The organism is Stenotrophomonas chelatiphaga, assembly GCF_032054965.1.
Taxonomy (GTDB): Bacteria; Pseudomonadota; Gammaproteobacteria; order Xanthomonadales; family Xanthomonadaceae; genus Stenotrophomonas; species Stenotrophomonas chelatiphaga.
Genome location: NZ_DAMBRS010000016.1, coordinates 43594 through 68250, shown reverse-complemented (window position 1 = coordinate 68250; position 24657 = coordinate 43594). Strand labels below are relative to the sequence as shown.

Genomic DNA, 24657 nt, shown 5'->3' with positions numbered 1-24657 from the left:
GGGGCTGACGCGTTGCAGCCCCGCCATCCTGCTAGACTGCGTCCATCGCCCGGCCTGCCGGGTGCCTTTTTTCCCGAGATGTCTGAAGACGACAGTACAAGCTCCGCACAGGAGCACAGTGAGAAGAAACGCAGCTGGCTCGAACGCCTCGGTGCTGCGTTTTCCGGTGAACCGCATACGCGCGACCAGCTGGTTGCGGTGCTGCACACAGCACACGAAGACGGCCTGATCGCGGCCGACACCCTGCGCATGATGGAAGGTGCCATTTCGGTCGCCGACCTGACCGTGGGCGATGTCATGATCTCGCGTTCGCAGATGGTGTCGCTGCCGGTGGAGGCGCCGTTCCTGGAGCTGATGCGGCAGGTGGTGGAGTCCGGCCATTCGCGCTTCCCGGTGCACGGCGACAACAAGGACGACATCCTCGGCGTGCTGCTGGCCAAGGACCTGCTGCGCGGCGTGGTCGCCGACAACGGGCCGGGCAACATCCGCGAGCTGCTGCGGCCAGCGGTGCTGATCCCCGAAGCCAAGCGCCTGAACGTGCTGCTGAAGGAATTCCGCCTGTCGCGCAACCACATGGCGATCGTGGTCGACGAGTACGGCGGCGTCGCCGGCCTGGTGACCATCGAAGACGTGCTGGAACAGATCGTCGGCGAGATCGACGACGAGCACGACGAAGCCGAGGATCCGGCCGCCGGCATCGCCATCCAGGCCGACGGCCAGTACGTGGTGGATGCGCTGACCGCCATCGGCGATTTCAACGAACGCTTCGGCGCCACCTTCCCCGATGATGACTACGACACCATCGGCGGACTGGTTACCGAAGCCATCGGCCACCTGCCGGAAATCGGCGACGAGCTGGCGCTGGACCGCTTCATGTTCCGCGTTGCCCGTGCCGACGCCCGCCGCGTGCAGGCCTTCCATGTGACCGTGCTGCCGGCGGACGAGCAGGAAAACGCTTGAACCTGTGCACGGCAACGCGGCTGAGCTGCGCGCTGGCGGTGCTGATGCTGGCCTGCCTGCTGGGACTGCCCCTGCAGGCGCTGGCGCAGCAGCCGCCCACAGGTCCGGTCGCCGGCGCAGCGACCGAGGCCCCGGTACCGCGCATCGGCGTGGTCACCATGCAGCCGGGCACCATTTTCTTCGAACGCTTCGGCCACGATGCGATCGTGGTGGTGGACCCGCTCACCGGCGCCACCACCTCGTACAACTTCGGTTATTTCGACCCGGGCGAGCCTGATTTCGTCAGCCGCTTCGTGCGCGGCGAGATGATGTATTACCTGGTCGCGCTGCCGCTGGAACAGGACCTGGGCTACTACGACGAAGCCGGCCGCGGTGCCAGCGTGCAGTGGCTCGACCTGGACCCGGCGCAGGCGCGTGCACTGGCCGCCGACCTGGCCGAACGTGCCAAGCCGGAGAACGCGCGCTACCGCTACGACTACTACACCGCCAACTGCGCCACGATGGTGCGCGACACCCTGGACAAGGCACTGGGCGGCGGCCTGCATGCGCAGCTGTCCGGCCGTTCGCGCGGCAACACGTTCCGCAGCGAATCGGTGCGGCTGGCGTCACCGGCGCCATGGATGTGGCTGGGTTTCGACCTGGGCCTGGGCCCGTTCGCCGACCAGCCGCTGTCCCGCTGGCAGGAAGCCTTCGTACCGATGCGGCTGGCCGACGCGCTGCGCCAGGTGCGCAACAGCGAAGGACGTCCGCTGGTGCAGTCCGAACAGCAACTGCTGGCCCATCGCATCGACCCCGAACCGGCCGAACACGCACGTGCGTGGTGGCCCTGGCTGGTACTGGGCCTGGGGCTGGGCGCCGGCGTGATCGCGCTGCGCCGCCGGCCGCGCCTGCTGGCCGCGCTGGCCCTGCCGTTCTGGACCTTCAGCACGATCGCCGGCGGCCTGCTGGTGTTCCTGTGGGGCTTCAGCGACCACCACGCCGCGTGGGCCAACCGCAACCTGCTGCAGCTCTCGCCGCTGTGCCTGCTGCTGCTGCCGGGGGCGATCGGCCTGCTGCGCCGTCGTGCGCCCGGACGTCTGTTCCGGATCACCCTGTGGAGCGTGGCGCTGCTGTCCCTGGCCGGCCTGGTGCTGCACTGGCTCAGCCTGCAGGCGCAGTACAACATCCAGTGGATCGTACTGCTGCTGCCCGTGCATGCCGCGCTGGCCTGGGTACTCGGCCGGCGCCTGCCGCGATTGGCGCTTCACGCACACTGACGCAGGATACGTGGCATGACCCTGCCCGATACCACCGCCCCCGCTGCGCATAACCCTGCGTGCGTGATCAACTGCGTCCACTACGATGACGATGGCAAGCGCCACGACATCAGCCTGGATGCCATCAGCGACGTGATCGCCAGCGGCAACGGCTTCGTCTGGGTCGGCCTGTACGATCCGGCCGATCCGGTGCTGCTGAAACTGCAGGAAGAATTCTGCCTGCATGACCTGGCCATCGAAGACGCGCGCAACGCGCACCAGCGGCCTAAGGTGGAAACCTACGGCAACTCGATGTTCGTGGTGGTCACCACCGCGCAGATGGTCGACGAGCGCATCCAGTACGGCGAAACGCACGCCTTCGTCGGGCCGCGTTTCCTGGTCACCGTGCGGCACGGCGCGTCGCTGTCCTACGCGCCGGTGCGTGCACGCGTGGAGCGCGAGCCGCACCTGTTGAAGATGGGTCCTTCGTACTGCCTGTACGCGGTGCTGGACTTCGTCGTGGACAACTACCTGCCGATCACCAACCGCTTCCGCGACACGCTGGAGCTGCTGGAAAAGGACATCTTCGCCGAGAACTACAAGCGCAGCACCGTGGTGCGGCTGTATGAACTCAAGCGCGAGCTCAACAAGATGCGCATGGCGGTGGCACCGCTGCAGGACGTGCTGTCGGCGCTCAGGCGCTATCCGTCCGAGTCCGGACTGGTGCCCGATGAGGTCAAGCTGTACATCCGCGACGTGCACGACCATGCCGTCCGGATCAGCGATGTCATCGATACACTGCGCGAGATGCTGGGCACCGCGCTCAGCGTCAACCTGTCGCTGGTCACGCTGGCCCAAGGCGAGACGGTCAAGCGACTGGGCGCCTGGGCCGCGCTGCTGGCGGCGCCGACGCTGATCACCAGCTGGTACGGCATGAACTTCACCCACATGCCCGAACTGGACCAGCCGTGGGCCTATCCGGCGATGATCATAGGCGTGGGGGCGATCTGCGTGGGCCTGTACCGGCTGTTCAAGCGCGTGCGCTGGCTGTAACGCGGCAGCGCCGGACTCTGCGCGGCGCTGCCACCGGCGCCGAGCATCGCCCGGCGCCATGGGTGCGGATCAGGCGACGTAGATCGTCTTGATGTTCATGAACTCATGGATGCCGTGCTCGGCCAGTTCACGGCCGAAGCCAGACTCTTTGCTGCCGCCGAACGGCAACCGCACGTCGCTCTTGACGATGGAATTGACGAAGGCCGCGCCGCACTCCATCTGCTGCGCGAACGCTTCGCCACGCGCGGCATCGGTGGTCCACACACTGCCACCCAGGCCGAAGCGGGTATCGTTGGCCACCTGCAGCGCTTCGGCCTCGTCCTTGACCCGGATCACCGCCGCCACCGGGCCGAACAGTTCTTCGTCGTAGGCCGGCATGCCCGGGCCGACCTGGTCGAGCACCGTCGCCGGATACCCGGCATGGCTGCCGTCCACTGGCTCACCACCGGCCAGCACCCGCGCGCCCTTGGCAACGCTGGCCTGGACCTGCTTGTGCAGTTCGTCACGCAGGTCGGCACGCGCCATCGGCGCCAGGGTGGTGCGCGCGTCGGCCGGATCGCCATACCGACGCTCGCCGGCTGCGGCGACGAAGCGTTCGGTGAAGGCATCGACCACCGCCTCGACCACGATGAACCGCTTGGCCGCGATGCAGGTCTGTCCGCTGTTGTCGAAGCGGGACTTCACCGCTGCGTCGATCGCCTTGTCCAAGTCTGCGTCATCCAGCACGACGAAGGCATCGCTGCCGCCCAGCTCCATCACGCACTTCTTCAACTGGTCGCCCGCGTTGGCGGCGATGGAGCGCCCTGCCCGCTCGCTGCCGGTCAAGGTCACCGCTTTCACCCGGCGGTCGCGCAGGACGTCGGCCGCCTGGTCGTTGTCGATGTGCAGCACGTCGAACACGCCGTCGGGCAGGCCACCGGCACGCACCACTTCGTTGATCAGGTCCGCGCACTGCGGCACGTTGCTGGCGTGCTTGAGCAGGGCCACGTTGCCGGCCATGAAGGCCGGGGCGAGGAAGCGGAATACCTGCCAGATCGGGAAATTCCACGGCATCACCGCGAACACGCAGCCGATCGGCTCATAGCGCACATAGCTGCGCTGTGCCTCGGTGTCGATCAACTGCGGCTTCAGATAGTCGGCAGCATGGTCGGCGTAGTACTCGCAGGCGGCTGCACACTTTTCCACTTCGGCCAGCGCTTCGACCTTCAGCTTGCCCATTTCGCGGGTCATCGCCCCCTGGATGTCATCCTTGCGCTCACGCAGCTGGGCACCAATAGCGCGCAGCACCGCAGCGCGCTCCTGCAGCGACGTGGCCGACCACGCCGGGAAGGCGCCGGCGGCAGCCTGCAGGCGCTGCTCGATCCCGGCCTTGTCCAGCAGCTCATGGCGGTAGTCCACGCGGCCGGTGGTGGGGTTGACGATCTCGACGGTCATGGAGGGCTCCTGTAAGTCAGGCCTCCATTCTGCGCCGCCCACCGTGAGCCGGATGTTGCCGGATCGGCTGCATTGGCGCCCGACGGTGCGACCGGATGTCGCGCCTGTCTGCCGACCAGGGGTGAGCCGTGCGAATCAACGGTAGCCGTCAATCCCCGACCCGCTTCCCTCTTACGGCGCCAGTCGCAGGCGGTGAAACTTCTTCTGCGCGAGCGGTCCCGTCAGCGCCATCCACAACCCTCAAACAGGCCCACGAGGAGACGTCGTGTACAGGAAGATCATCATGAGCACACTGCTGGCGCTGAGCGCCGCCACCGCGCTGGCCAGTCCCACGCCGCAGACCTATCCGGACCGGCCGTACCCCGGCATCGGCAGGGTCGTGGAGCTGGACTTCGGTGAGAATGTCTACGAACTGCGGTTCGAAGAGGATGGCCGCACCATGACCTATTTCGGTATCAGCGGTCCCGAGGAAGGCGAAACCGAAACCGTGGAGTACACCGCCATCGCCACGGCGCCGGACCAGTACCTGCTCTACTGGACCGAGACGGTCCACCAGGCAACCGTGGTGCAGGTCCAGGACTGGTACAGGCGCCGCGCCTACACCAACATCACCGGCGAAGGACTGGAGTTCATCCACCTGAGCGGAACACTGCGCGACAAGGGGCCGCGCTGATCGATCAACTTCGACAAACGGCTGCTGGCGGCACGCCAGCGCCGGCCATCAGCCATTGTCCTGGCGCGCCAGCAGCAGGTCGCGCTGGCGCCGTTTCTCACCGCGCGCGGTCACATACCAGCCGATCACCGCCGCCACCGCCACCGCCGAAACCATCAGCGTGGCCAGCGCGTTGATCTTCGGACTGATGCCCATGCGGACCGAGGCGAACACCTTCATCGGCAAGGTGGTGGAACTGGGACCGGCCACGAAGCTGGCGATCACCACGTCGTCCAGCGACAGGGTGAAGGCCAGCAGCCAGCCGGCCAGCAGCGCCGGGGCAATGATCGGCAGGGTGATCTTCAGGAACACGGTCAACCGGCTGGCGCCGAGGTCCATCGCCGCCTCTTCCAGCGAGATGTCCAGTTCCTGCAACCGCGATGACAGCACCACCGTCACGAAGGACAGGGTGAAGGTCACATGGGCGATCCAGATCGTGGCCGCGCCGCGCGCCGGGAAGCCGGGAATGCCGCCCATCGACACCAGCAGGGTCATCAGCGAAAAGCCCAGGATCACGTCCGGCATCACCAGCGGCGCGGTGATCAGCGCACTGAACGCGGACTTGCCGCGGAAGTGCCGGAAGCGGGTCATCACCATGGCCGCCATCGTGCCCAGCACAGTGGCCGCACAGGCCGTCCAGAACGCCACCTTCAGGCTCATCCACAGCGCATCCATCAGGGCGCGGTCGTTGAACAGTTCGCCATACCAGCGGGTGGAAAAACCGGCCCACACCGTGGCCAGCCGCGAGCTGTTGAAGGAGAACACCATCAGCAGCAGGATCGGCAGGTACAGGAAGGCAAACCCCAGCGCCAGCGCGCCCCAGCCCATCCAGCGGTAACCGCGCATCGTGCTCATGCCTGCTTTCCTTCCAGCACGCGCTGCTGCGAACGGTTGAACAGGAAGATCGGCACCAGCAGCAGCAACAGCATCACCACCGCCACCGCCGAGGCCACCGGCCAGTTGCGGTTGTTGAAGAACTCACCCCACAGCACGCGGCCGATCATCAGCGTGTCCGGGCCGCCCAGCATTTCGGGAATCACGAATTCGCCCACCGCCGGGATCATCACCAGCATGCAGCCGGCGATGATGCCGGCCCTGGACAGCGGCAGGGTGATGCGCAGGAAAGCCTGCCACGGCTTGGCGCCCAGGTCGTAGGCGGCTTCCAGCAGGCGCTGGTCATGCTTGACCAGGTTGGCATACAACGGCAGCACCATGAATGGCAGGTAGCAGTACACGATGCCGATGTAGGCCGCGGTCGGGGTGTACAGGATCTGCAGCGGCTGGTCGATCAGGCCGATCTTCAGCAGCAGCTGGTTGAGCAGGCCGTTGCGGTCCAGGATGCCGATCCAGGCATACACGCGGATCAGGAAGGACGTCCAGGACGGCAGCACCACCAGCATCATCATGATGTTGCGCGTGGATGGCTTCATCCGCGCGATCGCGTAGGCCATCGGGTAGCCGATCAGCAGGGTCAGCACGGTGGAAATGGCGGCGATCTTGAACGAGCTGACATAGGCCAGCACGTACTGCTGGTCACGCACCAGCTGCAGGTAGTTTTCCAGGTTCAACTTCAGCGCCAGCGCGCCATCGACGTACTGCAGCAACCACGTGTACGGCGGCGAGCCCACCTGGGTGTGCGCGAAGGAGATCATCAGGATGATCACGAACGGCACCGCGAAGAACAGCAGCAGCCACAGGTACGGCACGCCGACCACCGCATCGCGCAGTCCGGGCATCCAGCGCTTGCGCACGGCCGCGCTCATGAGGTCAGCACCACGCCGTCGTTGTCGCGCCAGTGCACCCAGACCTCATCGCCCCAGGTCAGGCCATCGCTGGCCCAGCGCTGGGAATTGGCGAAGTTGGCCATCACCTTGGCCCCGCTCGGCAGGCGCACGTGGTACACCGAATGGCTGCCGAAGTAGGCGATGTCCTCGATCACGCCCTGGGCCTTGTTGGTGTGCCCTTCCGGCTCGTCCTTGCCGATGATGATCTTCTCCGGGCGCACCGCGAAGGCGACCGGCTGGCCCTCGTAGCAGGTGATGCCGTGGCCGATGTAGATCGGCGCGGGGAACGCCGGCGAGCGCACGGTGACGTACTCCGGCAGGTCCTCGTCGATCACCCCTTCGAACGAATTCACCGAGCCGATGAAGCCGGCGACGAAGCGGTTGGCCGGCTGCTCGTAGACCTCATCCGGCTTGCCCACCTGCTGGATCCAGCCGGCGTCCATCACCGCGATGCGGGTGGCCATGGTCATCGCCTCTTCCTGGTCATGGGTGACCATCACGCAGGTCACCCCGGAAGTTTCGATGATGTTGACCAGCTCCAGCTGCATCTGCGAGCGCAGCTTCTTGTCCAGCGCGCCCATCGGCTCGTCCAGCAGCAGCAGCTTGGGCCCTTTGGCCAGCGAACGGGCCAGCGCCACGCGCTGCTGCTGGCCACCGGACAACTGGTGCGGCCGGCGCTTGGCCAGCTGGGTCATGTGCACCAGCTCCAGCATCTCGCCCACCCGGCGGCGGATTGCGTCACCCGCCAGCCCATCCTGCTTCAGGCCGAAGGCGATGTTCTGCTCCACGCTCATGTGCGGGAACAGCGCATACGACTGGAACATCATGTTGACCGGACGCTTGTACGGCGGCAGCGCCACCAGCGGCTGGCCGTCGAGCACGATGCTGCCCCTGGTGGGCGTTTCAAACCCGCCCAGGCAACGCAGCAGCGTGGATTTGCCACTGCCCGAGCCACCAAGCAGGGCGAAGATCTCGCCCTTGCGCACGTCCAGGTTGACGTCGTCGACCGCGACGAAACCGTCGAATTCCTTGCGCAGGTCGCGGATGGACAGGTAGCCGGGCTCGCCGTGGGTATCGATGACGGCGGCTTCCGGCAGGGCTTCAGCGGGCATGGGGGGCTCCGGGAGCGGATGGTGGACAGCGGCGCCATTCTAGCCATGCCCGTGCCGAGGCGACATGACGGCAGTTGGCGGCCTGCGGCGGGCACGTCCCAGCGTTGCGGCGGGGACGTGGGCGGCGGGCCGCAGCGGTCAACGGCCGGTTTTGATTTCCGTCCACAAGCGGGTGTACAGCTTGTCGGTTTCCGGGGTGTTGATCGAATAGGTGAACATCTTCTCGGCCACGTCCGCCGGCGGGTAGATGGTCGGATCGGTACGGATCGCCTCGTCTACCAGCGGCGTCGCCTCGCTCACCGGGTTGCCGTAATGGATGAAGTTGGTGTTGGCCGCGGCGACCTTCGGTTCCAGCAGGTAATTGATGAACTGGTAGGCCGCTTCCGGGTTCTTGGCATCCTTCGGGATGGCCAGCATGTCGAACCACTGCGGCGCGCCTTCGCGCGGGATCGAATAGGCCACGTGCACGCCGTTGGCCGCTTCGTCGGCGCGGTCACGCGCCTGGATGATGTCGCCCGACCAGCCCACCACCAGGCAGGTACCGCCGTTGGCCAGCGAGCCCACGTACTGCGAGGAGTGGAAGTTCTGCACGTACGGGCGGATCGATTTCAGCAGCTCGGCGGCCTTCTGGATGTCGGCCGGGTTGTTGCTGTGCGGGTCCAGGCCCAGGTAATGCATCGCCACCGGGATCATGTCGGCCGGGGTGTCCAGCAGGGTCACGCCGCAGTCCTTCATCTTGGCGATGTTTTCCGGCTTGAACACCAGGTCCCAGCTGTTGGCGATGTCGGCGCTGCCGCCGAAGCGTTCCTTCAGCATGTCCACGTTGTAGCCGATGCCGGTGGTGCCGATCATGTACGGCACGCCGTACTTGTTGCCCGGGTCCTGAGTGGCGATGCGCTCCATCACCTTCGGGTCCAGCTTGGCCAGGTTGGGGATCTTCGCCTTGTCCAGCGGCAGGAACACGCCGGCCTGGATCTGCCGGCCGAAGAAGTTCAGCGTCGGCACCACCACGTCGTAGCCGCTGTTGCCGGCCAGCAGCTTGGTTTCCACCATTTCGTCACTGTCGAACACATCGTAGGTGACCTTGATCCCGCTCTGCTTTTCGAAGTTCGGGATGGTGTCTTCGGCGATGTAATCGCTGTAGTTGTAGACATTCAGGACCTTGCCGTCCTGCGCGGCGCCGTTGCCACCGCCGCTACAGGCGGCAAGCAGGGCGGCGGAAAGACCGAGCGTGAGGGTGCGCAGCTTCATGGGAGGGGGCTCCATAGCGGGGTGGGGGCCGATTGCGGCCTGCAGACGGGTGCCAGCCTAACGCCGGGGCGCCGGTTCATCCAGTGATGCTCGCGTGCACGTTGCGACTACCTTCCGGGGCTGGCCGGGCGATGGGGCCGGGTGGGGGACGGCAACCACTACATCCATGCGGGCCTGGTTTCGCGCCATCCATGGCGCTCAACGCCCCCACCCAGCCCCACCGCCCGGCCCTGTGACACGTTGCCTGCGCCGACGGAAGAAAACAGAGCCGTCCTGTGGCACTTCCCGTGCGCGCACGGAAAAAAGACAGACAGCGCCGGGCCATGCTCGGCGGGATGGGTCCCATGTCTAGACATTCAGCAGCAGGAACTCGCGTTCCCATGAACTGATGACCCGGAAGAAGGTCTCGTACTCCTTGCGCTTCACCGAAATGTAGGCCCTGCAGAAGCGTTCGCCGAGCAGCGCCTGCAGTTCGGCGCACTGCTCCAGGCCGTCCAGCGCCTCGCCCAGCGATCGCGGCAGGTCATACCCCAGTTCCTTCGCGCTGCCGCTGACCGGCGCATCCGGGGCCAGCTGGCCGCGCAGGCCCAGCAGCCCGCAGGCCAGGGTGGCGGCCATCGCCAGGTACGGGTTGGCATCGGAGCCGGCAAAGCGGCTTTCCACCCGCATGTTGTCCGGGGTGTCCATCGGCACGCGCAGGCCGCAGGTGCGGTTGTCGAAGCCCCAGTGCACGTTGCTCGGCGACACCTCGCCAAAGACCAGCCGTCGGTAGGAGTTCACATTGGGCGCGAAGAACGCCATCGCCTGCGGGGCGAACTTCTGCAGCCCGCCCAGGTAATGCCCGAACACCGGGCTGAACTCCCCTTCCCCATCGCCATCGCCGGCAAACACGTTGGCCCCATCACTGATCCGCAGCAGGCTCTGGTGGATGTGCATGGCGCTGCCCGGCTCGTTTTCCATCGGCTTGGCCAGGAAGGTGGCGTACACCCCGTGGCGCATCGCCGCCTCGCGCATGGTGCGCTTGAACAGGAACACCTGGTCGGCGAGGTTCATCGCACCGGCGTGGGTGAAGTTGACTTCCAGCTGCGCCGCGCCGGATTCGTGGATCAGCGTGTCCACGTCCAGCTTCATCGCATCGGCGTAGTCGTACATCAGGTCGAGGATCGGATCGAACTCGTTCACCGCATCGATGGAATAGCTCTGCCGCGCGGTCTCCGGGCGGCCAGAGCGACCGGCAGGCGGCAGCAGCGGGAAGTCCGGATCGGTGTTCTTCTGCACCAGGAAGAACTCCAGCTCCGGTGCCACCACCGGGCGCAGGCCCAGTTCGGTGTAGGCATCCAGCACGCGGCGCAGCACGTTGCGCGGTGCCAGTTCGTGCGGCTGGCCGTTCTTGGTATAGCAGTCGTGGATGATCTGCGCGGTCGGATCGGTCGCCCACGGCACCATGCGCACGGTTTCCGGGTCCGGGCGCAGCACCATGTCCGAATCCGAAGGCGAGGTCAGTTCGTAGTAATCATCCGGGTAGTCACCGGTGACGGTGGTGGCGAAGATGCCCTCCGGCAGGCGCGTTCCGTAATCGTGGGAGAACTTGTCGGCCGGGATGATCTTGCCGCGCGCGATGCCGGTGATGTCCGGCACCAGGCACTCCACTTCGGTGATGCGGCGGTCCTTCAGCCAGCGCAGCAGGCTGCTTTCCTGCGCATCTTCCTCCGTTGGCATCCTGCGCGTGCGGCTGTCGGTACTCATGGGCAATCCTGTTGAAGTCGTTGTCGCTGCCGGCAAGCTTGGCCGAACGCGTGGAACACAGCGTGATAGAAGGGATTGTGGGTGACGCGCCACTCCGGATGCCACTGCACGCCCAGCACGAAGGAATGCCTGCGGCTGCGTGCCGCCTCGACCAGGCCATCGTCGGCGTGTGCTTCGGGCAACAGGGCGTCGGCCAAGCTGTCGATGCCTTGGCCGTGGACCGAATTGACCACCGCCGAACGCGCACCGTGCCACTGCGCCAGCCAACCGCCGGCGACCAGCGCAATGCTGTGCGCCGGACCGTACTGCACCTCTACCGAGGCCGCGGGGTCTTCGCGGTGGTCGTGCCGTCCCTCCACCCTGTGTACCTGGGGGTGCAGGGTGCCGCCCAAGGCGACGTTGAGCTCCTGGAAACCACGGCAGATTGCCAGCACCGGCAGGTCGGCGGCCAAGGCATGCTGCAGCAGCGAAAACGCGGCGCCGTCGCGCGCAGGATCATGCAGGTTGCCCGGCCACGTGCGGCCGCCGGCGTAATGCTGCGGTTCGATGTTGCTCACCGCGCCGGTCAGCAGCAGCCCATGCACGCGTGACAACCAGTCGCCCGCAGGCAGCGGCGGCTGCAGCGAGGGCAGCAGCACCGGGGTGACCGCAGCGGCATCGACCAGCGCGCGCACGTACTTCTCGCCGGCCATCGCGAAACGGTGGTGGCCCTGCAAGCTGCTGTCGGTCGGCAATCCCACGAAGGGCGGAAGGCGCATGCGAAGGTCCTCGGCGCTGCCCACACGGTAACCCCGGCAGATTACGGCAGCAACCTAACCGCCAGTCACACCATCACCGTGGCATCTGCGCCAGACTATGGCGATGGACCCCACGCACCCCCTGCGCGAAGACCCTGCCCTGCCACCCAGCTGGTATGCCGCCAGTGTCGCGCCACGCGTTGCCCAACCGCCGCTGGATGGCGATGTGCAGGTGGACGTGGCGATCCTGGGCGCCGGCTACACCGGGCTTTCGGCCGCACTGGAACTGGCCCGCCGTGGCCTGCGCGTGGTGGTGCTGGACGCCTGCCGGGTCGGCTGGGGAGCGTCCGGGCGCAATGGCGGCCAGGCCCTGGTTGGCTACGGCTGCGAAGTGGACGTGCTGGAAAAGCAGGTCGGCGTTGAAGACGCGCGCACCCTGTTCGACTACTCGCGCCAGGGCGTGCAGCTGCTGCGCGATCGCATCGACGAGTACCGGATCGACTGCCACTGGGTATCCGGGCATGCCAACGTGCCGATCACCGCGCGCCAGTCGCAGGCGCTGCAGCGCGACATGGAGCGGCTGACCACCCGTTACGACTACCCCATGCAGTGGTGGGACCGTGCCACCCTGCGCGCACAGCTGGACAGCCCGCGCTACCAGGGCGCGATGTTCGACCCGCTGAGCGGCCACCTGCATCCGCTGGCCTACGCGCAGGGCCTGGCCGATGCGGCGATCGCCGCCGGCGCGGTGATCCACGAACACACGCCGGTGCTGGAACTGCAGCGCATGCCGCACCCTGCCCTGCGCACCGCCACCGGTACCGTGCACGCCGCCCACGTACTGCTGGCCGGCAATGCTTGGCTGGAAGGCATCGCCCCGGAACTGGAGCGCCACGTGATGCCGGTCGGCACCTACGTGGGCGCCACCCCGGTGCTGGGTGAGGCACGCACGCGGGCGCTGATCCGCAACGACATGGCCGTGTCCGATACCGGGCTGGTGCTGGACTACTTCCGGCTCAGCCACGACCACCGCGTGCTGTTCGGCGGCGGCGCCAGCTATTCCTCGCGCCCGCCGGCCGGCCTGGACAGCGTGATGCAGCGGCGCCTGTGGCAGGTGTTCCCGCAGCTGCAGGGCGTGCCGCTGGAGTACCTGTGGGGCGGTTACGTGGACATCACCCCCAGCCGCGCGCCGCACTGGGGCCGGCTGACCCCGGACATCTACTTCGCGCAGGGGTTCTCCGGCCATGGGGTCGCCGCGGCCAACCTGGCCGGCCAGGTCATCGCCGAAGCCATCGCCGGCCAGGCCGCACGGCTGGACGTATTCGAGCGCCTGCCGCATCGCCCCTTCCCGGGCGGACGCCTGCTGCGCACGCCGTTGCTGGTCGCCACGATGGCATTTGTAAAGCTGCGCAATCTAATTTGGTGACGCAGTTCAAGTTTTCAGGGGAGCGGCCGATAGCCTTGAAGACCCAGCCCGTTCCGAGCGCACGCCTCATGCCCGCCTTGCTGCAGGGCGCTTTCGTAAGCGACCCCGGTGTTGACCCCCTGCCCCAGCGCATCCTGCTGGTGGAAAATTCGCGAACCTTCACCACCCTGGTGCGCGAGGCCATCGAACAGCGCCTGGAACTGAAGGTGACGGTGGCTTCGACCCTGGCCGAAGCCGGCCGCCTGCTGGAACAGGAACAGGGCTGGTTCCTGGTGCTGACCGGGCTGGTGCTGGCCGATGGTGACCGCGAAGCAGTGGTGGACTACTTCGTGTCCCGCGGCCTGCCGACGGTGGTGGTGAGCGGGGTGTATGACGAAGACGTGCGCCGGCGCGTGCTGGAACAGAAAGTCATCGATTACGTGCTGAAGAACACCCCCGGCAGCGTGGATTACCTGGTGTGGCTGGTGCAGCGGCTGGACCGCAACCGCCGCATCGCCGCGCTGGTGGTGGATGACTCCCCGTCCGCGCGTGCCTATGCAGCAGCCCTGCTGCGCATGTACGGCCACCCGGTGTACGAAGCAGCCGACGGCGAAAAGGGACTGGCGGCGATCGAGGCGCACCCGTCCATCCGGCTGGCCGTGGTGGACCAGGAAATGCCCGGCATGCAGGGCGTGGAGTTCACCCGCCGGCTGCGCATGCAGCGTTCGCGCGACAAGGTGGCGGTGATCGGCTTGTCCGGCAATACCGATGCCTCGCTGATCCCGCGCTTCCTGAAGAACGGCGCCAACGACTTCCTGCGCAAGCCCTTTTCGCGCGAAGAATTCTTCTGCCGCGTCTCGCAGAACGTGGACCAGCTGGAGCTGATCGGCACCCTGCAGGACCTGGCCACCCGCGATTTCCTGACCGGCCTGCCCAACCGCCGCTGCTTCCTTGAACAGAGCCAGCGCCAGCTGCATGGCGTACAGCAGCAGGACGACTGGATCACCGTGGCGATGGTGGACATCGACCACTTCAAGCACATCAACGATACCTTCGGCCACGATGGCGGCGACGACGCGCTGCGCGCCTGCGCCGATACCGTGGCCGCACACGCGCGCAACGGCGACCTGGTCGCCCGTTTCGGGGGCGAAGAGTTCTGCCTGATGGTGCCGGGGCTGGCACCGGACGAAGCGGCGGACTACTTCGAAACCCTGCGCCAGAGCGTGGCCCAGCTGCAGGTGCCGATCGGCGACAGCGTGCTGCGCATGACCGTCAGCATCGGCCTGTGCTGCATCCGCCCCAACCACGACAGCCTGCATGAGCTGATCACCGAAGCCGACCGCCAGCTTTACCTGGCCAAGGCCGGCGGCCGCAACCGCGTCTGCGGCGCCGCACTGGCCGCCACCGCCGCCTGACCCCCGCCCTGGTAGGTGACGACCGTTGGTCGTCACGTGCTTACCCGCTTTGATCCAGATCAGTGTCGCAATCGGCACGCCCGCCCAGACTCGCTCCCATCGCATACAGGGAGCACGCAGATGGCCTTGCTGGTCTGGCAGGACGATCTCAACATCGGCATCGATGTCATCGACAACCAGCACAGGCGGATCGTGGAGATGCTCAACCATCTGCACGTCGCCCAGCAGGGCCTGCAGCGGCTGGCCGTGGCCGAGGTGATCGACGAACTGGTGGACTACACCATGTCCCACTTCGCCTTCGAAGAAGAGCTGATGGAAGAAGCCGGCTACCCGTTCTGCGCCGCGCACAAGCGCGTGCACGAAATCTTCGGCAAGCGCGTGTCCGACTACCGCCTGCGCTTCCAGGCCGGCGAGGACGTGACCGACGAACTGCGCACCATGCTCTCGCGCTGGCTGTTCAACCATATCCGCGGCGATGACCAAGCCTACGCCGAAACGGTCAAGCAGCACCTCAATCAGTTCACCCGCGAACACCAGGGCGGCAGTTGGCTGGGACGCACGCTGAAGCGCTTCTTCGGCTGATCAGCGCACCCGCCGCTGCAACGCCAGCAGCGCGCAGATGGTCACCAGCGCGGCGATGCACAGGTAATAACCGACCGCCACCAGACCGAAACGTTCGGCCAGCCATGTCGCCAGGTACGGGGCCGGCGCCGCGCCGAGGATGCCGGCCAGGTTGAACGACAACGACGCCCCGGTGTAGCGCACTTCCACCGGGTAGATCTCCGCCAGGAAGGTGCCGCACGGGCCGTAGGTGAGGCCCATCAGGAACAGTCCCAGCGACAGGAACGCCAGCACCATCCACGGACTGCCGGCCTGGAACATCGGCGCCAGCAGCACGCCGAACACCACTATCAGGCCACTGGCGATGATCATCGTGCGGCGCGTGCCCCAGCGATCGCCGTAGCGCGCCGAAATGGGAATACCGGCGGCGAAGAACAGGATGCCGACCATCTGCAGCAGCAGGAACTGCTCGCGGCTGTAGCCCAGCACCGCCGTGCCATGGCCGAGCGCGAACACGGTCATCAGGTAGAACAGCACGAAGGTGGCGAAGGCGCCCAGCGTGCCCAGCAGCATCGGCATGGCGTGGTCGCGCAGCACCGTCAGCATCGGCAGCTTGACCCGCGCGTGCGCATCCAGCGCCTTCTGGAAGGCCGGCGTCTCATGGATGTTCAGGCGCACCCACAGGCCGAGGCCGACCAGCAGCGCACTGGCCACGAACGGAATGCGCCAGCCCCACTGCAGGAAGTCATCGGCGCTGAGCAGGCGGCCAAGGATCAGGAAGATACCGGCCGACAGCAGGAAGCCCAGCGGCGCGCCCAACTGCGGGAACATGCCGTACCAGGCACGCTTGCCCGGCGGTGCGTTTTCAGTGGCCAGCAGCACGGCACCGCCCCATTCCCCGCCCAGCCCCAGCCCCTGCCCGAAACGGCACAGCGCCAGCAGTGCCGGCGCCCACAGGCCGATCTGCGCATGCGTGGGCAGCAGCCCGATCAACACCGTGGACAGGCCCATCGTCAGCAGCGCCGCCACCAGCGTGGCCTTGCGCCCGATGCGGTCGCCGAAGTGCCCGAACACCGCCGATCCCACCGGCCGCGCGATGAACGCCACCGCGAAGGTCGCCAGCGACTGCAGCATCGCCGCTTTGTCACTGCTCTCCGGGAAGAACAGGTGCGGGAACACCAGCACCGCCGCGGTGGCATAGATGTAGAAGTCGAAGAACTCGATGGTGGTGCCGATCAGGCTGGCCAGCAGCACGCGCTGCGGCGAATTGGCCGGCGTGGACGGGATCGAGGCGGGTGCAGCAGTGGACGACATGGGCAGGATCAACAAGCAGAGAGCGTTCCGGATTCTGCCACGCCCCTCCCGACGGGGGGCAGATTGGTTTCAGCCGACACCGCCGCGCCATCCCCCTGCGCGCGCGCCCTCCTACCCGGCCTTGGTAGCGCGCAGCCACGCTCGGCCCTGGTAGCGCCAAGCCATGCTCGGCCTTGGTAGCGCCGAGCCATGCTCGGCGAGCGAAGCGGCAGCCCCTGAACCACCCAACGAAACTTTTCGCCCCTCCCCCTACTCTCACTCCCCAGGTAACCGCATGGATGCACTGCCGATGTCGACCCTGGCCCTACCCCGCCGATCACTCCCCACCGCTGCCGCCTCGCAGGTCATCGCCTGGGCGCTGGTCATCGCCGTGCATGTCTTGATCGGCTGGTGGCTGCTGACCACCACCCGCGCCACCCTGGCGCGCAGCGATGGCCATCGCACCAGCGTGCGCTGGTTGCCGCCGCCACCGCCCGCAGCCCCGTCCATCGCGCTACCGAAGAGCCCTGACGTTGCGCCGGCGCAACGCAGCCGCCGCGTGGTCAGCCCGCTGCAGCCGCTGGTTAACGCCCCGGATGCAACCGTGCTGGTGGACATCGCCGACCCGGTCGCAAACGCGCCACTGGACCTTCGCTTGCGCGGCGACGCGGTCAGCGGCGGTGACGGCATCGACGCCGCCACCCTCGCCCCGAAACTGATCGGACGCCGCGCCGTGCATGCGGCCTTCCAGGAGCGCCCGCGCTACTTCCGCATGCGTCCGCAGATGAGCCCGCAACAGATCATCGCCGGGGTGGCGCAGTTCCTCGGACTGTGGCCGCCCGGCTATACCGATGACCCGTGCGAGCTGGGCAAGCAGGACCTGCAGTACTTCCAGGATGCGGTGGACGAGCGGGATCGTCAGGCACTGCGCGATGCGATACATCAGGTAAGCGCGAGCTGCCGGTGAGGTGCGCTGCATGACGTGGTGACCCTGGTTTGCAGCTTTGCCCATGTACGTCGCTGGGTCGCGTTGCGCACGATGGCGATGCTGGCGACGTAGAAGCGCCAGCCGGGATTGGCATCCTGATACGTGTGGTCACTTGCTCTCTCTTGCTGCCCCTCTTGGGCCCGGCGGAGAATGCATCACCTCGCCGGCAATACGGCGGGCGATGCGTGGGGATTTGATCCGCCGGTTTTTTTGATCACACGGCCGGTATGCCAACCCGCACCGCCCGCCACCCTGCGCCCTGACGCAGGGGGCCCATCCGGCTACGAGGTTGCCCCATGTCCGATCACACCCTAAGCGGTATGCGCCTGTACTCCCTGCTGGGCGATGCCATGCATGATCTGCCGCCGCACTTCATCGACAAGCTGGAACGGATCCTGCGCGCCAATGGCGTGCCGCATCCGGTGTTCCAGGACACGCCCCGCCTGCGGCTGGTGCCGCCGCTTGCCGACCCTCCGCCGGCCGCCGCCACAGCACAGGTCAACCAGCAGCCTGACACCGGCAGTTCCCCCGTCTACAGCAGGCAGCAGTGCGTGATCGTCATCCTGGACATCCTGCATGCGGTGCATGTCAGCCACACCAGCGGAAACGACGTGGTGGTGATGAACGAGGAGCTGGTTGAAGGGCTGATCATCGCGGCGCGCGAGCTGACCCGCGAAGGCTGAAAGGGCGATTCCTCGGCGTCGACGACTCGCCTTCCACGTCACGGTCTTGCCGTGCTGTAAAACGGACCACAATGTGAAGCTAAGGGGCCTAGTGCGTAGTGCTCCTTCCAAATGAGCAGCTAATTGAAGAGCGAAACTGGCAGCACATGGGCACGGGCTGAAGCAGGTCATCGCGCCTCAGAGTCATTCAGTCGCGAGCAAAGACGCGTCGTACCACACGTCCTCGTAGCCATCCGCGCCAATGAGGAACCGCCATCCCGGTGGCAGTGCCAGGTAACGCGCGAACACCATGGCACTTGATAGGGCATGGTTCACATGCAGCGGCTCAAAGAAATCAGGATCTTCAGAATAATCACCGGACCACACGTACCAGCCGGACGCATCGCCGCGTGGCAGATGCCGCAATCCGTGGATGGGCAAGACCCCGCACGCCGCGCTCGGGGTCAGGCCCAGCTTGGACTCTGCTTCGGGCATATCGATTTCCGCGCCGTATCGCTTGCATACTTCCGCCTGCTGCGCCACGTGTGGATCCTACATGCCGCAACTTCTCCATTCGGATCACCCCGCCGGGTCAGCGTCATCCGCGCAATAGAGACGCGAGCGAATGATGCGTTTGCAGGCGAATAATACTCATCGCTCGGCCGGTTAGTGGAACCTTGCGGAGCTGGCATCAGGAGCAAGCGGCGCCTCTTCTTCCCACCGGATGATCTCAAGTTCGTAAAGTCTATTGTTTTCATCTGCGTATAGCACGGCAGTCAGTTCCGCTCCATCTGCATCCGATAGGCGAATCTCAACCGGATAGCTGTGCTGACCCTTGTAAGACGGTCGCTCATATCCCGCGATAGCAAACACAACCCTTGCACCCGGCACAGCATCATCGGCTACAACAGCGTGTTCCAGGTCGTCCGTAAGCCCTGAGGCTTCAAGAGGAGGAAGCCTGCTCGCGACGCCCTCGATCAAGAGCCTTTCGAGATCGGTGATCTTTCGCATTATTCCTGCTGCTCCACGGGCGCGAAATCCACGAGACAAACACCGCGCTGTAGAAAAACTATTGGCACGGTGCGAAATTTTCTAAAATACGCACAGGAAAATCTATTCAACCTGATGAAACGTAACACTAACCTCTGAGCTATCACTATCGCTCAACAGTATGACGTTGAATTTTAACAGCGGAAACTGGGAAGCGAGCTTCGCGGCCCATGCGTTTCGCAGAATTGCGCCGACGCACTCGTTGAGGGAGACCTCAATCCCCGGGAGGAGGCCATCAATATTCAAGTGATTGCACCAATACTCGACTTCCTTCCCAGTAACGCCTTGCGAAACCAGCTCGCGCACCCGGCCACGTCGCGACTGTAGGGCGACGAAGCCGTCCACCTCGACGAATGAAGGCCATACCAAAAGAATTATCGACATCAGTGCATCAGCCGTCAGCGTGCCCCGCAGAACCTGCGCATGAATGTAATCCGAAAAGTCAAATTCAGACCCATTTGCAGCAACCCACTCTCGAAAGTCGGGCATATCTTCAATGGGATCATAATCTACTCTCATATCATTTACCTTTAGGAATTTCATCTGTGCGTGCTGATCTAACTTCCGGTTTGCCAGGATAACTCTGTCCATTCGGGGCAACATTCAACTTAGTCTCTTTAACATTCGGCCTAGGCACCTGTCCATGGTCCTTTCCTGAACCTCTGTACTGCTTGAACGTACCGTCACCGTTATGCGTGGTGTATTGCCCGTCAGCGCCCTCTCTCTCTATTCGGCTATGGGGGTTACCTTCCGCCCTAGCGTCAGGGCCTGGAGGAGCGTTCCGCTGCTTCCTCTCGCCTTTTATCTCCTGCTGCACCTCCTTGACAGCAGACTTAGCAAGAACTGGTGCAACTGGAAGCACCGCGCGCCCTGCCACCACTAGAGCGGCTCCTATCATTGCCCCCACGCCCCGAGCAGTGTCATTCGCATCCTTCTGATCCTGTGTCATCTCTCCCCGCATCACTGCTCTTTCTTCTGAGGCGATGCGACACGTTGAAATGCCGTCACAACGGCCATCAGGATCGGTCCTACCAACAGGATTAGCGCCTGCGTACCAGTAACGATTGAAGTTGCGCCCATCTACGGGGCTTGCTCCGACTGGATCAACTGACACGAACCTCGCGAGCTCTACGTCCATATACCGCTGCTGCATGTAGCTCAGTCCGGTAGCCGCATCACTCACATGCCCCGTATACCCCGGGCCGTCAGCCACGGCACCGCCCACCACAGCCCCATACGGCTCGAACGTCGTCCGCTCGACCACGTTCCCATTGGCATCGGTCTTCGCCCCCACCGTGCCCAGCGCATCGGTGTGCAGGTAGCGCACCGTCGTCTGCGCATGGGCAGGCGCCAGACTCGCCACGGCCGCCGTGATAGCCAGCAGTCCGAACGCCTTGAGCAGCTTCGTCATCATCATCGCTCCAATGCTCACGGGATCACCCCGCTGCCATCGCCCGGATGCGCGTCCTGGGTCAACGTGTGGTCATTGGCGCTGAGAACGCCGAGCAGCCCAACTGTTGGGGCTACCAGCGATACAGCGCCAAGTGATTACGAACGAACTCAGACAGTTCGCCGCGCTCGATAAGCCTGCAGCGCCGGACAGAGCATAGTCGGCCCGTGCGATAGGCTCTGCCGGCGTCGGTGGCGCTGTAAGCCGCCGCAACTTGGCGGGCCACCTCGCGGCTCAGGGTCGAGGGACTGCGGCCCAAGCGCTTGGCGATGGGTCGCGTGCTATTGCCATCCTGCATCTCGATCTCGACAACGGCGCGTTCTTCCGCGCTCAAATGGTTGTAATGATCGGACATGCCGACACCTTACTGGTTAGTAGGTGTCGCACTTGGAAATTGGGTCCAAGCTCCCTCCGCACATCATTCATACACCACGATAAACCCGGTACGGCCTGCGGGATTAACCACCTCAGCCCTACAGACTCAACGGAATGCAGCCGAGCACATCTCGCTCCGCCCATCAAAAATCAAAGCTAAAATTAGTGAAGCACATCTTCTCGTAAAACAAATCAACCATCAGGCGCGGAAACGTCGATAGCAACACCATCCTCGATGCATATCCTCACTCCGATATTTTTCGCAAGGTGCGCATCTAATGTAACAACCTGAGTCGCAGCATTGAGCGCCAGGCACAGGTCACCAGCCCTGATCATGAACGCACCATTCGAAGAATTCCGCCACAGGTCCCCACGGAGCGACGCGGCCTGCCCAGTAAGCGTCTCTATCGATTCCACGATCCAATCGTCTGCAGCTTCAGACATAGCATGCAGAGCTTCACATACAGACTCTCCGTCAATCGGAAACCCAATCGAAATAGATCTCATATTAACCACCACTGTTTAGCGGCGCCGAGGCCGTGCCTCTCCAGCAACCGACGGAAATGAGGATCGTGGTCTCGTCAGGAATGCGCTCCAAGCTGTTGATGCCGGAAAATCGGCGCATCACCGCTGTGTCATACGGCGCTTCTTCCATCGACGGGTCGCTCAGCGCGTACCACTGCTGCAGGAAGTGGATGCGCAGTATGGTCGCCAGCGGATACGCCTGACGGCCGCGGCGGCCTGTCAGCGGGTAATACGGCTCGATCAGCGCCAACAGACGCTTCCAGGGCGCCACGTGATCCATCTCGTTGAGGAACAGCTCGCGGCGCCTCTTTTTGTGCTGGCCCAAGCCTTCGGCATCACCGAATGTCAGCTGCATGGAGGGTCCTTCAACGTGATCTGACGGAGCTGAAGCTTGCCGGCCAGCGGCCGGCACTGCCATCGGATTTCGCGCAAATATATTCAGACCGCCCCTAATCCATGACACCACAGGAGATAATATTTCAATTAACATCCTTCTATTGCTACGCGTCAGGGCTCGTTCTCTGCAGCCGTGCGAACTCCAGACGATCGCGGGGAGTCTGAGCAGCCTGCCACGCAAGAAGCTTGGACGAGGACTTTTCCATTTGCCACACCCGACAGACGGCGGATACGCCATCACCCGCCCGATACTGATCGCAAGACACCTGACCTGCTAGGGTAGACCCCAAGAAAACTCCACTTATGGCTGCTGGGGGAGAAACCCCCATCAGCCTACTTGAAGCCGCCTTTAACCGCGGAGCTAGGCCTATGCAACTCTTCCTGAAGGCATCGATTGATGCTCTCAACGGTCTTCGCTGGATCCAGTCCACTCCTACTCTCTAAAGCAACAGATACATGGCGAGCAATATCTGCAAGCATGATCCCCCATGCTTTTTCCTCACTTACACGACCGGAGTCCTCGTAAACCCCCACCCTCACTGAACAATGTAGACCCTGCTCCGCAACCCACACCCTGAGCATCTCCATCGACTTTGGATCTCTAGCGGCTGGAACTGGAATCGACAACTCTTTCATGCGTCCTTCCTTATTTTTGGGCGGGGGGCTCTATCCCTCTGTCAGGCCACTTCGACTCTGCAATCTCATTTCTTTTGTTATCCAGAGAGTCTCTGCCCCCCCTCTCATTAATTGCCTTCTGCTCTTTTTCCTGCCGGTCCGTGCGATCACCCTTCTTATATGCACATTGGCTCGCCGTGAACAAGGCCCATCGGCCTTTCTGACTGAAGTCCTATCTGCAGACTTCGCCGTGGTTCACAACGCGGCAGCCAAGTAGCCCCCAACGACAGGGGTCGCTGCCGCAAGCGCGCTAATGATGGCCACGGCGGGTCCGTGCATCCACTCGAATTGATCGCCACGCCTCCGGATCGTAGTACACCTGCTGCATGTAGCTCTGCCAGTAGCCGCACCACGCACGTGTCGACACGCGAGCGCGGCATATCCCTACGCTACAGTCAGAAAAACCGCCGCCGTTCCGGAGCCCGCCATGCCCTCCCCGACCCCGCCGCTCAGCGTCTTGGCCACCACGCAGCCGGACACCCTCGACGCCTTCTGGATGCCCTTCACCGCCAATGCGCAGTTCAAGGGCGCGCCGCGCCTGCTGGTGCGCGCGCAGGGCATGTACTACGAGGATGTGGAAGGCCGGCAGATCCTCGATGGCACCGCCGGGCTGTGGTGCTGCAATGCCGGTCATGGCCGCAGGAAGATCGTGCAGGCCATCGCCGAACAGGCGGGCACGCTGGATTTCGCGCCCACCTTCCAGATGGGTTCGCCGCTGCCGTTCGTGCTGGCGCAGCGCCTGGCCGCGCTGGCCCCGGCCGGGCTGAACCATGTGTTCTTCACCAACTCCGGTTCGGAAGCAGTCGATACCGCGATGAAGATCGTGCTGGCGCACCATCGTGCCCGCGGCGAAGGCCAGCGCACTCGGTTCATCGGGCGCGAGAAGGCCTACCACGGCGTCGGCTTCGGCGGCATGGCGATCGGCGGCCTGCCCAACAACCGGCGCCAGTTCGGCCTGCAGTTGGGCGGCAGCGCGCACCTTCCGCATACGCTGGACCTGCAGCGCAACGCCTTCAGCCAGGGCCTGCCGCGGCACGGGGCGGAGCTGGCCGATGCGCTGGAGCGGCTGATCGCGCTGCACGATGCATCCACCATCGCGGCGGTGTTCGTGGAACCCATCGCCGGCTCGGCCGGGGTCATCCTGCCGGCGCCGGGCTACCTGCAGCGCCTGCGCGAAATCTGTGACCACCACGGCATCGTGCTGGTGTTCGATGAGGTCATCACCGGCTTCGGCCGCGTCGGCATGCCCTTCGCCGCACAGCGTTTCGGCGTCACCCCGGACCTGATCACCTTCGCCAAGGGCGCCAGCAACGGGGCGGTGCCGCTGGGCGGGGTGCTGGTCGGCGACGCCATCCATTCCAGCCTGCAGCAGGGGCCGACGCAGGCGATCGACCTGTTCCACGGCTATACCTATTCGGGCCACCCGCTGGCCTGCGCGGCCGCACTGGCCACCTTGGACGTGTACGCCGAAGAGCGCCTGTTCGAGCGCGCCATCGAACTTGGCGAGCACTGGCAGCGCGCCCTGCACGGGCTGCAGGGGTTGCCCAACGTGGTGGACATCCGCAACTTCGGCTTGGTCGGCGCGGTGGAACTGGCCCCGCGCCGCGATGCCCCGGGCAGCCGCGGCTACGAGGTGTTCCGGCGCTGCTTCCACGACGGCAACCTGCTGGTGCGGCAGACCGGCGACACCATCGCGTTGTCGCCGCCACTGATCGTGGAACCGGCGCAGATCGACCAGATCGCCGACGTTCTCGGCGCGATGATCCGCGCCACCGCCTGAGCCGGGACGCGCCAGCCCGAGCCGGTACAATGGGCGGTTCCGCTCCACGACCGCCCGT

The 24657-nt window shown here is 64.9% G+C and carries 24 protein-coding genes and 1 pseudogene; 10 read left to right on the top strand and 15 right to left on the bottom strand.

The annotated features are described in order from the left end of the window. The first annotated feature begins 78 nt into the window (after positions 1-78). Genes RTX79_RS16365 through RTX79_RS16355 form a run of 3 tightly spaced genes read left to right on the top strand, consistent with a single transcriptional unit; the run spans position 79 to position 3248 of the window. Positions 79-960, top strand: coding sequence for an HlyC/CorC family transporter (locus tag RTX79_RS16365; protein ID WP_057507771.1), 882 nt, complete (start codon positions 79-81; stop codon positions 958-960). A 44-nt stretch (positions 961-1004) separates the two neighbouring features. Continuing rightward, positions 1005-2216, top strand: a complete 1212-nt coding sequence (locus RTX79_RS16360; RefSeq protein WP_312684822.1) for a DUF4105 domain-containing protein — start codon at positions 1005-1007, stop codon at positions 2214-2216. 15 nt (positions 2217-2231) lie between these two features. Beyond that, on the top strand, positions 2232-3248 hold the full coding sequence (locus RTX79_RS16355) for a magnesium and cobalt transport protein CorA (protein WP_312684810.1): 1017 nt from the start codon (positions 2232-2234) through the stop codon (positions 3246-3248). A 69-nt stretch (positions 3249-3317) separates the two neighbouring features. Here RTX79_RS16355 and RTX79_RS16350 read toward each other — a convergent pair whose 3' ends face one another. After that, positions 3318-4682: an NAD-dependent succinate-semialdehyde dehydrogenase gene (locus RTX79_RS16350; protein ID WP_312684808.1), complete on the bottom strand. Its 1365-nt coding sequence runs from the start codon at positions 4680-4682 to the stop codon at positions 3318-3320. Positions 4683-4965: 283 nt separating this feature from the next. Here RTX79_RS16350 and RTX79_RS16345 point away from each other — a divergent pair, with 283 nt between their 5' ends. Next, the gene (locus RTX79_RS16345; RefSeq protein WP_312684806.1) at positions 4966-5355 is read left to right on the top strand and encodes a MoaF-related domain-containing protein; all 390 of its coding nucleotides are present in this window, start codon (positions 4966-4968) and stop codon (positions 5353-5355) included. 48 nt (positions 5356-5403) lie between these two features. On the opposite strand, the gene RTX79_RS16340 is transcribed toward RTX79_RS16345, so the two are convergent. From RTX79_RS16340 to RTX79_RS16315, 6 genes are all read right to left on the bottom strand, one after another. Further along, the gene (locus tag RTX79_RS16340; protein WP_123699418.1) at positions 5404-6249 is read right to left on the bottom strand and encodes an ABC transporter permease subunit; all 846 of its coding nucleotides are present in this window, start codon (positions 6247-6249) and stop codon (positions 5404-5406) included. Continuing rightward, positions 6246-7157, bottom strand: a complete 912-nt coding sequence (locus RTX79_RS16335) for an ABC transporter permease subunit (RefSeq protein ID WP_312684802.1) — start codon at positions 7155-7157, stop codon at positions 6246-6248. The genes RTX79_RS16340 and RTX79_RS16335 overlap by 4 nt, the downstream gene beginning before the upstream one ends. Then, positions 7154-8290, bottom strand: coding sequence for an ABC transporter ATP-binding protein (locus tag RTX79_RS16330; protein ID WP_312684800.1), 1137 nt, complete (start codon positions 8288-8290; stop codon positions 7154-7156). The genes RTX79_RS16335 and RTX79_RS16330 overlap by 4 nt, the downstream gene beginning before the upstream one ends. Positions 8291-8428: 138 nt before the next feature. Continuing rightward, complete coding sequence (locus RTX79_RS16325) at positions 8429-9541, bottom strand: polyamine ABC transporter substrate-binding protein (protein ID WP_312684798.1); 1113 nt, start codon at positions 9539-9541, stop codon at positions 8429-8431. Between the two features lie 348 nt (positions 9542-9889). Then, the gene (locus RTX79_RS16320; RefSeq protein WP_309686914.1) at positions 9890-11287 is read right to left on the bottom strand and encodes a glutamine synthetase family protein; all 1398 of its coding nucleotides are present in this window, start codon (positions 11285-11287) and stop codon (positions 9890-9892) included. Beyond that, positions 11284-12045: a gamma-glutamyl-gamma-aminobutyrate hydrolase family protein gene (locus tag RTX79_RS16315; RefSeq protein ID WP_312684796.1), complete on the bottom strand. Its 762-nt coding sequence runs from the start codon at positions 12043-12045 to the stop codon at positions 11284-11286. The genes RTX79_RS16320 and RTX79_RS16315 overlap by 4 nt, the downstream gene beginning before the upstream one ends. A 97-nt stretch (positions 12046-12142) precedes the next feature. On the opposite strand from RTX79_RS16315, the gene RTX79_RS16310 reads away from it, so the two are divergent. From RTX79_RS16310 to RTX79_RS16300, 3 genes are all read left to right on the top strand, one after another. Further along, entirely contained in the window at positions 12143-13450 is a 1308-nt protein-coding gene (locus RTX79_RS16310; protein WP_428696026.1) for an NAD(P)/FAD-dependent oxidoreductase, read from the top strand. Between the two features lie 68 nt (positions 13451-13518). After that, positions 13519-14844: a GGDEF domain-containing response regulator gene (locus RTX79_RS16305; RefSeq protein WP_312684794.1), complete on the top strand. Its 1326-nt coding sequence runs from the start codon at positions 13519-13521 to the stop codon at positions 14842-14844. A gap of 120 nt (positions 14845-14964) precedes the next feature. Next, the gene (locus RTX79_RS16300; RefSeq protein WP_057507758.1) at positions 14965-15426 is read left to right on the top strand and encodes a bacteriohemerythrin; all 462 of its coding nucleotides are present in this window, start codon (positions 14965-14967) and stop codon (positions 15424-15426) included. On the opposite strand, the gene RTX79_RS16295 is transcribed toward RTX79_RS16300, so the two are convergent. Next, positions 15427-16719: an MFS transporter gene (locus RTX79_RS16295; protein ID WP_312684792.1), complete on the bottom strand. Its 1293-nt coding sequence runs from the start codon at positions 16717-16719 to the stop codon at positions 15427-15429. It abuts the gene before it with no gap. Between the two features lie 274 nt (positions 16720-16993). Here RTX79_RS16295 and RTX79_RS16290 point away from each other — a divergent pair, with 274 nt between their 5' ends. Both RTX79_RS16290 and RTX79_RS16285 read left to right on the top strand, forming a co-directional pair. After that, positions 16994-17665 (top strand): hypothetical protein, encoded by a 672-nt coding sequence (locus RTX79_RS16290; protein WP_312684790.1) that lies wholly within the window; start codon positions 16994-16996, stop codon positions 17663-17665. 317 nt (positions 17666-17982) lie between these two features. After that, positions 17983-18369, top strand: a complete 387-nt coding sequence (locus tag RTX79_RS16285) for a hypothetical protein (protein WP_312684789.1) — start codon at positions 17983-17985, stop codon at positions 18367-18369. Between the two features lie 183 nt (positions 18370-18552). Here RTX79_RS16285 and RTX79_RS16280 read toward each other — a convergent pair whose 3' ends face one another. From RTX79_RS16280 to RTX79_RS16250, 7 genes and pseudogenes are all read right to left on the bottom strand, one after another. Then, complete coding sequence (locus RTX79_RS16280) at positions 18553-18891, bottom strand: immunity protein Imm33 domain-containing protein (protein ID WP_312684788.1); 339 nt, start codon at positions 18889-18891, stop codon at positions 18553-18555. Between the two features lie 123 nt (positions 18892-19014). Continuing rightward, on the bottom strand, positions 19015-19359 hold the full coding sequence (locus RTX79_RS16275; protein ID WP_312684787.1) for a DUF6984 family protein: 345 nt from the start codon (positions 19357-19359) through the stop codon (positions 19015-19017). A gap of 102 nt (positions 19360-19461) precedes the next feature. Further along, complete coding sequence (locus RTX79_RS16270) at positions 19462-19941, bottom strand: hypothetical protein (RefSeq protein ID WP_312684786.1); 480 nt, start codon at positions 19939-19941, stop codon at positions 19462-19464. After that, a complete protein-coding gene (locus RTX79_RS16265; RefSeq protein WP_312684784.1) occupies positions 19919-20809 on the bottom strand; it encodes an RHS repeat-associated core domain-containing protein in 891 nt (296 codons plus the stop codon). The genes RTX79_RS16270 and RTX79_RS16265 overlap by 23 nt, the downstream gene beginning before the upstream one ends. A gap of 112 nt (positions 20810-20921) precedes the next feature. Continuing rightward, the gene (locus RTX79_RS16260; protein ID WP_312684783.1) at positions 20922-21203 is read right to left on the bottom strand and encodes a helix-turn-helix domain-containing protein; all 282 of its coding nucleotides are present in this window, start codon (positions 21201-21203) and stop codon (positions 20922-20924) included. Positions 21204-21750: 547 nt separating this feature from the next. Next, a pseudogene (locus RTX79_RS16255) lies at positions 21751-22103 on the bottom strand (transposase); the annotation flags it as partial. Between the two features lie 374 nt (positions 22104-22477). Then, on the bottom strand, positions 22478-22780 hold the full coding sequence (locus tag RTX79_RS16250) for a DUF5076 domain-containing protein (RefSeq protein ID WP_312684782.1): 303 nt from the start codon (positions 22778-22780) through the stop codon (positions 22478-22480). A 466-nt stretch (positions 22781-23246) separates the two neighbouring features. Between RTX79_RS16250 and RTX79_RS16245 the strand changes: the two genes are divergently transcribed. After that, positions 23247-24599, top strand: coding sequence for an aspartate aminotransferase family protein (locus tag RTX79_RS16245; protein WP_312684781.1), 1353 nt, complete (start codon positions 23247-23249; stop codon positions 24597-24599). Positions 24600-24657 lie beyond the last annotated feature (58 nt).

What these genes read in the sequence shown, in the direction of transcription:
- RTX79_RS16315 (WP_312684796.1), bottom strand. Translation starts at nt 12,045, where the DNA reads ATGCGCCTTCCGCCCTTCGTGGGATTGCCGACCGACAGCAGCTTGCAG.
- RTX79_RS16285 (WP_312684789.1), top strand. Translation starts at nt 17,983, where the DNA reads ATGTCCGATCACACCCTAAGCGGTATGCGCCTGTACTCCCTGCTGGGC.
- RTX79_RS16325 (WP_312684798.1), bottom strand. Translation starts at nt 9,541, where the DNA reads ATGAAGCTGCGCACCCTCACGCTCGGTCTTTCCGCCGCCCTGCTTGCC.
- RTX79_RS16270 (WP_312684786.1), bottom strand. Translation starts at nt 19,941, where the DNA reads ATGAAATTCCTAAAGGTAAATGATATGAGAGTAGATTATGATCCCATT.
- RTX79_RS16330 (WP_312684800.1), bottom strand. Translation starts at nt 8,290, where the DNA reads ATGCCCGCTGAAGCCCTGCCGGAAGCCGCCGTCATCGATACCCACGGC.
- RTX79_RS16275 (WP_312684787.1), bottom strand. Translation starts at nt 19,359, where the DNA reads ATGCGAAAGATCACCGATCTCGAAAGGCTCTTGATCGAGGGCGTCGCG.
- RTX79_RS16250 (WP_312684782.1), bottom strand. Translation starts at nt 22,780, where the DNA reads ATGAAAGAGTTGTCGATTCCAGTTCCAGCCGCTAGAGATCCAAAGTCG.
- RTX79_RS16245 (WP_312684781.1), top strand. Translation starts at nt 23,247, where the DNA reads ATGCCCTCCCCGACCCCGCCGCTCAGCGTCTTGGCCACCACGCAGCCG.
- RTX79_RS16345 (WP_312684806.1), top strand. Translation starts at nt 4,966, where the DNA reads ATGAGCACACTGCTGGCGCTGAGCGCCGCCACCGCGCTGGCCAGTCCC.
- RTX79_RS16260 (WP_312684783.1), bottom strand. Translation starts at nt 21,203, where the DNA reads ATGTCCGATCATTACAACCATTTGAGCGCGGAAGAACGCGCCGTTGTC.
- RTX79_RS16340 (WP_123699418.1), bottom strand. Translation starts at nt 6,249, where the DNA reads ATGAGCACGATGCGCGGTTACCGCTGGATGGGCTGGGGCGCGCTGGCG.
- RTX79_RS16350 (WP_312684808.1), bottom strand. Translation starts at nt 4,682, where the DNA reads ATGACCGTCGAGATCGTCAACCCCACCACCGGCCGCGTGGACTACCGC.
- RTX79_RS16335 (WP_312684802.1), bottom strand. Translation starts at nt 7,157, where the DNA reads ATGAGCGCGGCCGTGCGCAAGCGCTGGATGCCCGGACTGCGCGATGCG.
- RTX79_RS16290 (WP_312684790.1), top strand. Translation starts at nt 16,994, where the DNA reads ATGGATGCACTGCCGATGTCGACCCTGGCCCTACCCCGCCGATCACTC.
- RTX79_RS16310 (WP_428696026.1), top strand. Translation starts at nt 12,143, where the DNA reads ATGGCGATGGACCCCACGCACCCCCTGCGCGAAGACCCTGCCCTGCCA.
- RTX79_RS16360 (WP_312684822.1), top strand. Translation starts at nt 1,005, where the DNA reads ATGCTGGCCTGCCTGCTGGGACTGCCCCTGCAGGCGCTGGCGCAGCAG.
- RTX79_RS16355 (WP_312684810.1), top strand. Translation starts at nt 2,232, where the DNA reads ATGACCCTGCCCGATACCACCGCCCCCGCTGCGCATAACCCTGCGTGC.
- RTX79_RS16295 (WP_312684792.1), bottom strand. Translation starts at nt 16,719, where the DNA reads ATGTCGTCCACTGCTGCACCCGCCTCGATCCCGTCCACGCCGGCCAAT.
- RTX79_RS16305 (WP_312684794.1), top strand. Translation starts at nt 13,519, where the DNA reads ATGCCCGCCTTGCTGCAGGGCGCTTTCGTAAGCGACCCCGGTGTTGAC.
- RTX79_RS16300 (WP_057507758.1), top strand. Translation starts at nt 14,965, where the DNA reads ATGGCCTTGCTGGTCTGGCAGGACGATCTCAACATCGGCATCGATGTC.
- RTX79_RS16320 (WP_309686914.1), bottom strand. Translation starts at nt 11,287, where the DNA reads ATGAGTACCGACAGCCGCACGCGCAGGATGCCAACGGAGGAAGATGCG.
- RTX79_RS16365 (WP_057507771.1), top strand. Translation starts at nt 79, where the DNA reads ATGTCTGAAGACGACAGTACAAGCTCCGCACAGGAGCACAGTGAGAAG.
- RTX79_RS16265 (WP_312684784.1), bottom strand. Translation starts at nt 20,809, where the DNA reads ATGACGAAGCTGCTCAAGGCGTTCGGACTGCTGGCTATCACGGCGGCC.